The organism is Vibrio sp. 2132-1, assembly GCF_033344315.1.
Genome location: NZ_JAWPON010000011.1, coordinates 52,620 through 64,749, shown reverse-complemented (window position 1 = coordinate 64,749; position 12,130 = coordinate 52,620). Strand labels below are relative to the sequence as shown.

The 12,130-nt window shown below is 45.9% G+C and carries 12 protein-coding genes; 8 read left to right on the top strand and 4 right to left on the bottom strand.

All coding sequences use genetic code 11. The annotated features are described in order from the left end of the window. The first annotated feature begins 162 nt into the window (after window positions 1–162). The 6 genes from R8N47_RS13905 (at window position 163) to R8N47_RS13880 (ending at window position 6,434) form a co-directional block, all read left to right on the top strand. Window positions 163–1,188 (top strand): ABC transporter permease subunit, encoded by a 1,026-nt coding sequence (locus R8N47_RS13905; protein ID WP_005384771.1) that lies wholly within the window; start codon window positions 163–165, stop codon window positions 1,186–1,188. A gap of 1 nt (window position 1,189) precedes the next feature. Then, entirely contained in the window at window positions 1,190–2,233 is a 1,044-nt protein-coding gene (locus tag R8N47_RS13900) for an ABC transporter permease (protein WP_005379369.1), read from the top strand. A gap of 38 nt (window positions 2,234–2,271) precedes the next feature. After that, entirely contained in the window at window positions 2,272–4,098 is a 1,827-nt protein-coding gene (locus R8N47_RS13895) for an extracellular solute-binding protein (protein ID WP_017634997.1), read from the top strand. Window positions 4,099–4,107: 9 nt separating this feature from the next. Further along, window positions 4,108–4,965 carry an ABC transporter ATP-binding protein gene (locus tag R8N47_RS13890; protein WP_005379371.1) on the top strand — a complete coding sequence of 286 codons (858 nt, stop codon included), beginning with the start codon at window positions 4,108–4,110 and terminating at the stop codon, window positions 4,963–4,965. Window positions 4,966–5,000: 35 nt separating this feature from the next. Next, complete coding sequence (locus tag R8N47_RS13885) at window positions 5,001–5,840, top strand: ABC transporter ATP-binding protein (RefSeq protein ID WP_104975751.1); 840 nt, start codon at window positions 5,001–5,003, stop codon at window positions 5,838–5,840. A gap of 168 nt (window positions 5,841–6,008) precedes the next feature. Next, window positions 6,009–6,434 carry a phosphate-starvation-inducible protein PsiE gene (locus R8N47_RS13880; RefSeq protein WP_025768316.1) on the top strand — a complete coding sequence of 142 codons (426 nt, stop codon included), beginning with the start codon at window positions 6,009–6,011 and terminating at the stop codon, window positions 6,432–6,434. A 55-nt stretch (window positions 6,435–6,489) separates the two neighbouring features. On the opposite strand, the gene R8N47_RS13875 is transcribed toward R8N47_RS13880, so the two are convergent. Beyond that, complete coding sequence (locus tag R8N47_RS13875; protein WP_047103771.1) at window positions 6,490–7,356, bottom strand: YicC/YloC family endoribonuclease; 867 nt, start codon at window positions 7,354–7,356, stop codon at window positions 6,490–6,492. A gap of 184 nt (window positions 7,357–7,540) precedes the next feature. On the opposite strand from R8N47_RS13875, the gene rph reads away from it, so the two are divergent. After that, on the top strand, window positions 7,541–8,257 hold the full coding sequence (gene rph, locus R8N47_RS13870) for a ribonuclease PH (protein WP_318070299.1): 717 nt from the start codon (window positions 7,541–7,543) through the stop codon (window positions 8,255–8,257). 104 nt (window positions 8,258–8,361) lie between these two features. Further along, the gene (gene pyrE, locus R8N47_RS13865; RefSeq protein WP_017634993.1) at window positions 8,362–9,003 is read left to right on the top strand and encodes an orotate phosphoribosyltransferase; all 642 of its coding nucleotides are present in this window, start codon (window positions 8,362–8,364) and stop codon (window positions 9,001–9,003) included. Window positions 9,004–9,087: 84 nt separating this feature from the next. On the opposite strand, the gene R8N47_RS13860 is transcribed toward pyrE, so the two are convergent. From R8N47_RS13860 to coaBC, 3 genes are all read right to left on the bottom strand, one after another. Beyond that, window positions 9,088–10,038, bottom strand: coding sequence for a Kdo(2)-lipid IV(A) acyltransferase (locus tag R8N47_RS13860; RefSeq protein ID WP_033905948.1), 951 nt, complete (start codon window positions 10,036–10,038; stop codon window positions 9,088–9,090). A 6-nt stretch (window positions 10,039–10,044) separates the two neighbouring features. Beyond that, a complete protein-coding gene (gene slmA, locus R8N47_RS13855) occupies window positions 10,045–10,635 on the bottom strand; it encodes a nucleoid occlusion factor SlmA (RefSeq protein WP_005379386.1) in 591 nt (196 codons plus the stop codon). A gap of 171 nt (window positions 10,636–10,806) precedes the next feature. Then, on the bottom strand, window positions 10,807–12,006 hold the full coding sequence (gene coaBC, locus R8N47_RS13850) for a bifunctional phosphopantothenoylcysteine decarboxylase/phosphopantothenate--cysteine ligase CoaBC (RefSeq protein ID WP_318070300.1): 1,200 nt from the start codon (window positions 12,004–12,006) through the stop codon (window positions 10,807–10,809). Window positions 12,007–12,130: the final 124 nt, after the last annotated feature.

Below are 12,130 nucleotides of genomic sequence, written 5' to 3'. Positions count from 1 at the left end.
GACGCTGAAATTATTGCAGTAGTAGAAAAGTCTAGCTCTTGAGGCGCAGGGAGTGTGCTTCAACAGTTTTAGTTACTACGAGATAAATATGCACCATTTTGGGCGGAAAATATCCTCTTTCACTCCGTTTGAACTGGACAGTAGACAAGGAGCAAGTTGTATATGCTGTCGTACTTTTTACGCCGTTTGGCGTTGGTTATCCCAACGTTTCTCGGGATAACTATTCTCATCTTTGCTATCACTCGTTTCGTGCCTGGCGGACCTGTTGAACGCATGTTGTCACAAATGCAGTCTCAGGGAGATGGCGCCGCATCAATGACGTCTGCGGGTGGTAATACGGCCCTTTCTGACGATCAAATCGCGGAGCTGAATGCGTTTTATGGCCTGGATAAACCTGTAACGGAAGCGTACGTCGAGTGGTTAAGTCGTTTGGTAATGCTAGATCTTGGCGAGTCGACGCGTTACTACGAGCCTGTCTCGGACATGATCGCAGAGCGTTTGCCAGTGTCGTTGTTTTATGGCGGCATGACCTTCTTTATTAGTTATTTTATCTCGATTCCTCTTGGTTACTATAAGGCACTCAAGCACGGTTCTGTGTTTGATTCCGCTTCTTCAGTACTCATTTTCGTAGGCTACGCGCTACCAGGTTATGTGGTGGGTGTATTGCTGATCACGTTATTTAGTTATCACTTGGAATGGTTTCCGATGGGAGGCTTTGTCGGCGATGACTTCGACGATTACGAAACCTTCTTTGAACGCGCTAAAGACATTATGTGGCATGCGGTGTTGCCTTTGATCTGTTACCTCATTGGTGATTTTGCCACGCTGACGATGACAATGAAAAATAACCTGATGGAAAACCTTTCCTCAGATTACATCCGCACCGCAATTGCGAAAGGATTACCTTTCAAAAAAGCAGTTCGTAAGCACGCGTTGCGTAACAGCTTAATTCCAATCGCGAGTCACTTTGGTAACTCTTTGTTGTTCTTCATGACCGGTGCCTTCCTGATTGAAGTTATCTTCAATATTGATGGCATTGGCTTATTAGGTTACGAATCAATCATGGAGCGTGATTACCCTGTTGTTATGGGTATTGTCGCCATTAATGCGTTGTTACTGCTCATTGGTAACATCATTTCAGATATTTGTGTTGCTTTAGTCGACCCACGTGTGAAGTTTGGAGCGTAACATGATTAAAGTTAGTCCATTAACTCAAAAGAAAATTCGTCACTTTAAAGAGATCAAACGAGGCTATTGGTCGTTTGTTGCTCTTTCTATCATGTTGATCCTTTCTTTATTCGCCGAACTTTTGATCAACAGTAAAGCGCTAGTCGTCAAGTACGATGGTAGCTACTATTTTCCTGTTGTCAGTGACGTACGTTTAGGTAGCGAATTCGGCCAAGAGTCATCCAGTGAAGCCGATTATCGTGTACTGCAAAAAGCGTTTGAGGCTGAAGGGGGCGACAACTTTGTTATTTTGCCGCTTGTGCCGTGGAACCCATATGAACAAGATTTTAGTGGTGATTTCCCGCCAACAGCACCTAGTGCCGAAAATAAGCATTATTTAGGTACAGATGTGATAGGTCGCGATATTTTGGCGCGACTCGTCTACGGATTCAGAACGGCGATGGGATTTGCGTTGCTTACGATGGCCATTTCCTACGCGATCGGTACTGCAGTCGGTTGTGCTATGGGTTTTTGGGGCGGTAAATTTGACTTGTTTGTACAGCGACTTATCGAAATCTGGTCAATGGTCCCGTTTTTGTACGTCATTATGATTCTTGTCTCAATCGTTCAGCCGACGTTTGCTCTCTTTGTCGCTATTAACGTGCTTTTCACTTGGATGGGTATGACATGGTACATGCGGACCATGACCTATAAAGAAGCGGCACGAGAATATGTAATGGCGGCTCGTGCTTTAGGGGCATCGACTGGACGTATCTTGTTTAATCACATCTTGCCAAATACGATGGTGATGATTGTAACCCTAGCGCCTTTCACTATTGCAGCTAACATCACAGCACTGACTGCTCTCGATTACCTAGGCTTAGGCTTGATGCCACCAACGCCAAGTTGGGGTGAACTACTGCAACAAGGTAAGTCAAACTTAGATTCGCCATGGATTGTTGCGTCAGTAGTGACTTCTATTGTTCTGGTTCTGGTAATGGTGACCTTTATTGGTGAAGCCATTCGAGCGGCTTTCGACCCGAAAAAATTCACACGCTATGTTTAAGCGAGCATTGTGAGCAAAACATAAAAAAGGGAAGTTTTATGAAGAAATTATTTTTAGCGTCCACGCTGAGCGCCCTGAGTTTTGGTGCAATGTCAGCAACGCTTCCGACCGACTTAAACTGGCAAACAAACTGGGATGAGCCTCAATATGGTTCGCCAGAAGCGAAACGTGGAGGGACTTATCGCACCTTTATGTCAAGTTTCCCGCAGACGTTACGTAGTGTTGGTCCAGACGCTAATGCAGGGCTACGTTCTTTTATCTTAGATGAAACACCAGGCTTGGTGGTCCGCCACCCAGATACTTTAGAGTTCATCCCTGAGCTTGCTAACGAGTGGGCGTTAGCAGGTGACAACAAAACGGTCTATTTCAAACTCAACCCTGAAGCCAAATGGTCGGACGGCAAACCTGTGACTGCCGACGATTTCGTGTTCATGCTGAAGTTTTATCGTTCCAAAGACATCTTGGAACCTTGGTACAACGATTACTACAACAAAACGATTGCGGATGTTATCAAGTACGACACTCATACGTTTGCTGTTAAGGCGGCGAAAGAGTTTAATCCGGAAGAATTGCTGTTACGAATGGGGGCTCTGCGCCCACGTCCCGCACATTTTTATGCTAACCCTTCAAAAGATGAAAATGGTGACGGTATACATGACAACTTTGTCCGCTACTACAATTTTAAAAGTGAACCAACGACCAGTGCATACTACCTAGATGACATTAAAAAAGGTAAAAGTGTGACCTTCAAACATGTCGGTGAAGACTGGTGGGGTTACAGCAATAAGTATTATCAACATCGCTATAATGTCGACAAAATCCGCATCACAGTGATTCGCGACAGTGATATCGCGATGAAGCACTTTGAGAAAGGGAAGCTGGACGCATTTGGTCTTGTTTTACCAAGCTTGTGGCATGATAAATCGAATACGGAACCTTACCAAAAGGGATACATTCAAAAGTTCTGGGGTTACAACCAATTCCCAGTTGGGGCTGGTGGTGTATGGATGAACACCGCGATGCCTTTGCTGGATGATTTAAACATTCGCAAGGGCATTACTTACGCGATTGACTTTGATGGCATGATAGAGAATGTCATGCGTGGCGACTACTCCCGTAAACCGAACCCGACCGGTTATGGTCATGGTAAATACACCCTACCAGATGCTAAGGCACCGAAGTTTGATCCCGCAAAAGCGGCCGAGGCATTCGAAGCCGCAGGCTTTAACAAAATTGGTTCTGATGGTATTCGTGTCAATGATAAAGGTGAGCGCTTAAGCTTCGAGCTGACCTACGGAACACCTGTTCATACTCCTCGTATTGCCTTTTTGCGTGAGCAAGCCAAGCTAGCAGGGCTGGATATTGAGCTCAAGTTAGTTGATGGCTCATCCATGTTCAAATACGTACGTGAGAAAAAGCACGATTTGGCTTTCTTAGATATGGGTACGTCTGAGATCCCAACGTATTGGGAGTACTTCCATTCAGTCAATGCGAACAAGCCGCAAACTAACTCTTTCACAAACTACAGCACGCCTGAACTGGATGAAAAGATCATCGAGTATCGTTTTGGCATGGATATGGATAAAAAGATCCAGCTAGGTCATGAGATTCAGCGTGACATCATTGATGCTCACGTTATCGTCCCAGGCTACATGGTTCCTTATGTCCGCTATGGTCACTGGCGCTGGTTAAAGTTTCCAGATAAGCCAATGAATCGCATGACAGAGGCGCTGTTCAGTGGTGCAATCATAGGCGATGGCACTTACTGGATTGATAGTGATATCAAAAAAGAAACGAAACAAGCGATGAAATCAGGCAAAGCTTTTGAACCTGTTGTTGTCGTAGATGACACTTATAAGCTGTAAGGATTGGTTATGGAAAACGATGTAATCCTAAGTGTTAAAGATCTCGAAGTTGAATTTACCACCGATGATGGGCCAGTGAAGGTTCTGCATGGTGTGAACTTTGATGTGAGAGCTGGACGTACACTCGGCCTGGTGGGAGAGTCAGGTAGTGGCAAGAGCGTAACTTCAATGTCGATCATGGGGCTATTACCTAAGCCATATGGCAACATCATTAAAGGTGAAGTGAATTATCGCGGCACCAACCTAGTTGATTTGCCTGCGGAAGAGATGTACGCCATGCGTGGCGATCGTATTTCGATCATCTTCCAAGACCCGATGACGGCGCTCAACCCAGTGCACACCATTGGTCGTCAAATATGTGAAGTGCTTGAGCTCCATCGACCTGAGCTCGACAAAAAGGAGCGGGAGGCGTACTCGATTGAGATGCTGGCAAAAGTAAAAATTCCAATGCCAGAGAAGCGATTGAATGAGTATCCCCATAACCTATCTGGTGGTATGCGCCAGCGTGTCATGATCGCGATGGCATTGGCCTGTAAGCCGGATATTCTGATTTGTGATGAACCGACTACAGCGTTGGATGTTACGGTTCAGGCGTCTATCCTTGAACTGATGAATGAGCTTCAGGAAGAAACAGGCATGGCAATGATCTTCATCACTCACGACCTCGGAGTTGTGGCAGAAGTGTGTGATGATGTTGCCGTGATGTATGGTGGGCGTATTGTCGAAAAAGCAGAAATTTTTGAGTTGTTTGATAACCCGCAGCACCCCTACACAGAGCGTTTAATGGGATTGATGCCGAGCTTAGATAATGAGCCGAAGCAGATGATCGATATCAAGCCTATTGATGCCAGTATGTTTGCCAGTTAACTGGGCAAAGTGAACCAGTCATAAAAGAGGATGTTATGGCAAAAGAAGTATTAAGAGTTGAAAATCTTAAGCAGCACTTTGTTTCTGGTAAAGGGCTGTTCAAGAAAGGCTACACCATCAAAGCGGTAGACGGGGTTTCACTGTCTGTTTCTGAAGGTGAAACACTGGGGCTAGTTGGTGAGTCAGGTTGTGGTAAAAGCACCCTTGGTCGCACGATCTTAAAGTTATACGAGCCAACAGAAGGTAAGATTTTCTTTGAAGGTAAAGACATCACTAAACTGTCTGTTAAAGAGATGCGCTCGCTGCGTAAAGACATGCAAATCGTCTTTCAAGACCCAATGGAGTCACTCAATCAGCGTCATACCATCGGTATGATTCTGGAAGAACCGTTTGTTATTCATAAAATTGGCACGCCAACAGAGCGTAAACAGTGGGTAAAAGAGCTTTTAATCAAAGTGGGATTACCAGAAACGGCAGTAAACCGTTATCCACATGAATTTTCAGGCGGACAACGGCAGCGTATCGGTATCGCTCGCGCGATTGCATTGAAGCCTAAACTGCTGATTTGTGATGAATCGGTATCTGCGTTAGATGTATCGGTACAGGCGCAAATCTTGAACCTATTGCTACAACTGCAACAAGAAATGAACTTGGCGATCATATTTATCTCTCACGATCTCTCTGTGGTGAAACATGTCTCTGACAAAGTTGCCGTGATGTATTTTGGTAAAGTGGTAGAAGCAGGCAGCGCTAAAGAAATTTATGCAAACCCGCAAAACGAATACACCAAAAAACTCCTATCTGCGATTCCGATCACTCACCCTAAATATCGGAAGAAAAAGCGCGTAGCTGAAAAAAAGCAGCAAGTGGCGTAAGTGATGCCACAGGTCCTATAACACAAAAGCGCTCCGACAAATAAGCGGAGCGTTTTTATAAGCAAATGCCAGGACTTGGAGTCGATTCGCACTGATGTTTATTCTGATTGATTGAAGATCGTTGCATGCTAAACTCAAGGCCTATTTTCTTTGTTTGGATAATGGACCATGCCGTCGAATTTACCGAAATCCTTTAGTCGACCTTTCCTGAAAATCTTCCATATTTTGGAGGCGGTGTTATTAGTCTCTATTACCTTGGCGACGTTGTACGCCATGATGCAAGAGTTTGTGCACGTATTTGTAGAGAAGCGTGTCTTACTCACAGATATTCTTTTGATGTTTATCTATCTGGAAGTGCTCGCCATGGTGCAGCAGTTCGTGATGAACGGTAAAATTCCGGTACGCTATCCTATCTACATCGCGATGATGGCGATCGCCCGCTATATCACTCTCGGAATGAAAGAGCTGGATGCAGTTTTGGTTGTGTGGTTATCTCTGGCTGCGTTTATTTTGGCTGCGGCTACTTTGCTGATCAGAATTGGACATCATTATTGGCCCTACGTTGATAACAGTACCTTGGAAAAAGACGAATAAAAGAAAGCCCCGTATTAGCGGGGCTTTTTTGTTTCAATACTCGATGACTTTTAGATCATTCAATGTTTTGGATCTGCTCACGCATCTGTTCAATTAGAACTTTCAGTTCAACGCCCGATGCGGTGATGTCGGTGCTGATGGATTTTGACGCTAGCGTGTTCGATTCACGGTTGAACTCTTGCATCATGAAGTCCAGACGACGACCGACTGCGCCACCTTTTTTCAGAATGTTTGTGGTTTCTTTTACGTGAGAATCAAGACGGTCTAGCTCTTCTGCTACGTCTGATTTCTGTGCCAGAAGGATAAGCTCTTGCTCAACGCGAGATGGGTCTAGCTCTACTTTCGCATCTTCAAATTTAGAGAACAGACGCTCACGTTGCCATTCTAAAATTTCTGGCATGCGCGCACGCACTTTTACGACTTCTGCAGAAATGGCGTTCAAACGCTGTTCAATCAGCGCCTTCATGTTCTCGCCTTCACGAGCGCGCGCTTCAATAAATTCATCCATTGCGCCATCAAACGCTTCTAGTAGCACTTTATTTACCGCATCCATGTCTTGCTCTGGCGTTTCCATTACCCCCGGCCATTGCATGACTTGAAATGGATTGATTCGGCTCAGTTCACCAGTCATGTGCATGACTTGTTCAGCGGCTTTAATTACCTGGCTAGCAAGCGCTTCATTGATGCTAAGCTCACCTTTTGCGGCAGGGTTTGCTTCAAAACGTAGATTACATTCTACTTTGCCTCGCGCTAAGCGCTTACGAAAACGCTCACGTAAAACGGGCTCTAACCCGCGAAATTGCTCTGGCATGCGGAAGTATGTTTCTAAATAACGCTGGTTCACGCTGCGGATTTCCCATACCGCAGAACCCCAATCGCCTTTTACTTCTTTGCGTGCATACGCTGTCATACTGTAAATCATCGAATTTTCCTGTCTTCATTTTTTGAAAATTACTTCAAGAGTGTATCATGCTGCGTCGATAGGTGCGCGGGATGTATGGATTGTTTATGTTGTGCCAGATGCGTAACCTATGAATCCGGAATCGATTCCGTTATAATCTTCGCCCAACCAAATCGTCTTCTCCTCATATTTAAGGTAGATGCCCATGCGTCCAAACGATCGCAAGGCGGATCAAGTTCGCCCTATCAAAATTACTCGTAACTACACAGCTTACGCTGAAGGGTCAGTGCTAGTTGAGTTCGGTAACACCAAAGTGTTGTGTAATGCGACCGTCGAAGAATCTGTGCCACGTTGGCTAAAAGGTCAAGGTAAAGGCTGGGTTACAGCTGAATACGGCATGCTACCTCGAGCAACACATTCTCGTACTCGTCGTGAAGCGGCAAGTGGCAAACAAGGCGGCCGTACGATGGAAATTCAGCGTCTTATCGCGCGAAGCCTACGTGCTGTTGTCGATCTAAAAGCCATGGGTGAGTTCATGATCACCGTTGACTGTGATGTTATCCAAGCTGACGGTGGTACGCGTACTGCATCCATCAGCGGCGCAAGTGTTGCAATGGCCGATGCATTCCAACACCTAGTGGATAGCGGTAAGCTAAAAGCGAATCCAATGAAAGGCCACGTAGCGGCAGTTTCTGTCGGCTTGCTAGGCGACGAAGTATTGTGTGATCTTGAATACGTTGAAGATTCAGCGGCAGACACAGACATGAACGTAGTAATGACCGAAGAAGGCAAGATGATTGAAATTCAGGGCACCGCAGAAGGTGAACCGTTCAGTCACGAACAGCTGATGGCATTGCTCGAGTCGGCGAAAGTCGGCATTACGGAAATTGTCACAGCGCAGAAGGCGGCGTTAGCCAATTGATTTAAGTAGCTCCCATTATGGGGGCTATTTTTTTATCTCGACAATAGAGAAATGAATGATTGTCGAGAAGAGACACAAGAAACCAAGGACATAGAGAGAAAATAATGAAAGCATACCAGCGTGAATTTATTGAGTTTGCACTTGAGAAAGAAGTTCTTAAGTTTGGTGAGTTTACTTTGAAATCTGGCCGTAAAAGCCCGTACTTCTTTAACGCTGGTCTTTTCAATACTGGTCGTGACCTAGCGCGTCTTGGTCGTTTTTACGCAGCCGCGCTCGCTGATTCAGGCATTGAGTTTGATGTGCTGTTTGGCCCGGCGTACAAAGGTATCCCAATCGCGACGACAACAGCAGTCGCGCTGGCGGATCACCACGATATCGACACGCCTTACTGCTTCAACCGTAAAGAAGCGAAAGATCACGGCGAAGGCGGTAACCTTGTAGGCTCTGCGCTTGAAGGTCGTATCATGCTAGTGGATGACGTAATCACAGCGGGTACCGCGATTCGTGAATCGATGGAAATCATCAAGGCGAATGGTGCAGACCTTGCTGGTGTGTTGGTTGCGATTGACCGCCAAGAAAAAGGCAAAGGTGAGTTGTCTGCGATCCAAGAAGTGGAGCGTGATTTTGGTTGTGCAATCATCTCAATCGTTAGCCTGACTGACCTTGTGACTTTCCTTGAAGAGAAAGGCACAGACAAAGAGCATCTAGAAGCAGTCAAAGCATACCGCGCAGAATACGGCATTTAATTGGTTACTTTTTCTGAAAAAGTAAAAAGGGCAGATGGATATTCATCTGCCCTTTTTTGTTTTTGGATTCATCGCCTTGACCACTTACTTATAGCGAATGCCTTTCTCGACATGCTCATCTTGCATGGTTTTATAGCGTTTATGGAGCCACATCCATTGCTCTGGAGCGCGTAGAATGACTTCTTCCACATACTTGTTCATATAAGCGGCAGCGGCGACTTCGTCTTTTTGTGGATAGTCGGCTTCAATGCACTTATCGGCGATGATGTCGTATTTCCCTTCGTCATTGCGAAACCCTGAGCCTGGGATGATCGCACATTTTGAGGTATACGCCAGAATGCTCGTGCCTGTTGTCGTACACGCATCGTCTACGGCAAAGAAGGGCACAAATACTGATTTTTTGCGACCGTAATCGTGATCCGGTAAATAGAACAGACGCTCACCACTGCGTAATACACGAATCATCTTTTTTACATCTTTACGATCAATCAGTTTATTGCCGTTATGTGTTCGTCCCCAATACTGGATAAAGTTATAAGCAGGATTATTATGCGGACGAAACGCGCCGTACCCGGCCACGCCTAACACGGCGAAAGCACGCGCAGTGATCTCTAGATTTAGAGCATGGACACAACAAAGTAGGACGCCTTTACCTTCTTTGGCTTTTTCACGCAGTGCGCCGAGATCTTTCTCGACGATCAGGTTTTTAAAGCGCCAAGTCGGCCAGAACCAAGTGATTCCGGTTTCTATCAGTGCCATACCGGTATTTTTGAAGTTCTCTTCAACAATGTGTTGAATCTCTTCAGGTGTTTTGTCTGGAAAGGCCAATTCTAAGTTACGCTGAGCAACGTGGACACGCTTTTTACCGTAGCGCATGCCAAGTTTGCCGAGTGAACGACCTAATGAAAGCAGCAGCCGATAAGGAAGAATATTGACGAGGATGGCCAACAGACCAAAACCAAGCCATACGCCCCAGTTACGAGGGTGAAGAAGTGAAAGAGAAAACTCGGGCTGCGTGTATTTGTCCTTACTCATAGTCTTTTACTTTATTTGTGCACTCAAAAGCGCCCAGTACTCGTCAAAGTTTGCAGTCGGCTGGTATTTAAAGTCGCTACGCACAAAGCGGTTTAGGCTCCCCTCAACTTGTCCCAGAATTTGCGCGGCTAGGATGCGCTCTTCGACAGGGAAAGACTTCCCTTCACGAATCTTACGTTCACGCAGGATTTGGCGCAATTGTGTTTCTATACGCTCAAAGAGTTGATTGATGCGTTCACGTAGGCGTTCATTTTCAAACATTAGAGCATGACCCGACAAAATGCGTGTCAGACCTGGGTTACGTTCAGAGAACGCCAAAATAAGGTGCATCACCATACGAATACGCTCTAGTGTATCTTTTTCGTCGTCTAGAATACGGTTGATACGTGTCATCAAGGCTTCTTCAATGAACTCAATCAACCCTTCGAACATGCGCGCTTTACTTGGGAAATGACGATACAGCGCGGCTTCTGAAACGCCGACTTGCTTGGCCAGTTTTGCCGTAGTAATGCGTGAAGCGCCATCTGTTGATTCAAGCATTTCTGCCAATGCTTGTAAGATCTCTTCACGACGGTTGGATTTTTTACTGCCGGCCATTAGTTACTTCCTTTCAAAATACAAAGTTGAGCGGAGGGGATTATAAGACGCTATTTCGCCTCAAACTAGACCACTAAGGGTGGAATGGGAGATTTAACACCCTTAGTTGTCATTTTTGTACCAAATTTATGCCAGCTTTTGTAAAAAATTGGCAGGGTTTTCAAACGTTAGTTACATCAATTGATGCATTTTTTCGAGAATTTTAAAGCTCAATGCTTCTTTTGATTCTAAAGCGAGCGCAAGTTCACCTTCAGGCCAGTAAAGGGTAATTGCGTTGTCGTTGCTGTTAAATCCTTGCCCTGCAACCGAAACGTCGTTTGCACAGATCATATCGAGGTTTTTCTTTGTTAACTTGCCTCGAGCATAGGTCTCTACATCATTGGTTTCAGCCGCAAAACCGACGGTAAACGGACGCTTCTCCGTCATTGCTGCCACAGATGCAACAATATCAGGATTTTTAACCATATTAATGACCATTTCGTCGTTGTCTTCTGTCTTTTTCAACTTTTGAGACGCGATCGTTTGTGGGCGGTAGTCGGCAACGGCAGCGCAGCTAATAAACGCATCATGCCTGTTTGCATGTGTCATAACGGCTTCGTGCATCTCTTGTGCACTGGAAACATTAATGCGCTCAACACCTACGGGCGTATTTAAACTGACAGGACCGCTCACGAGGGTGACTTTTGCTCCCATCTGCGCTGCGGCGCTCGCCAATGCATAGCCCATTTTCCCGGAGCTATGGTTCGTAATGTAACGCACTGGATCAATCGCTTCACGAGTTGGTCCGGCGGTAATGAGTATCGACTTACCTTCTAGCAATTTTGGTTGAAAGAACTGTTCACATAGATGTGCTAGCTGCATTGGTTCCAGCATTCGACCTGGTCCTACATCACCACAGGCTTGCTCTCCTGCCGCAGGGCCCCAGATGTGCATACCACGACGCGCTAACGTAGCGATGTTCTCTTGGGTTGCGATATTGCGATACATCTGTTGATTCATCGCAGGAGAAACGGCAACAGGGGAATCCGTCGCGAGCACGAGCGTAGTAAGTAAATCGTTCCCCATGCCTGCGGACATGCGCGCGATTAAGTCCGCGGTCGCGGGCGCTAATAGCACTAAATCTGCCCATTTGGCCAATTCAATATGGCCCATAGAGGCTTCCGCTGCTGGGTCTAGTAAACTGTCCGAGACAGGACGGCCCGAAACGGCTTGCATGGTTAAAGGGGTAATGAACTCTTTTGCGGCTTTCGTCATTACAACTTGAACTTGCGCTCCTCTCTCTATGAGGCGACGGGTTAGCTCCGCACATTTATACGCGGCAATACCGCCACTGATGCCGAGTAGAATTTTCTTTCCTGCTAGTGTTTGCATGTGAGATCTCCAATTTGATGGCCGGATTTTAACACAATTCAAAGTCTGACCGCCCGAGCATATATAACGAGAAGATAATTCACATCAAACTCCAGAGTATTAATCTGACCGAGGAAGGGAAAAT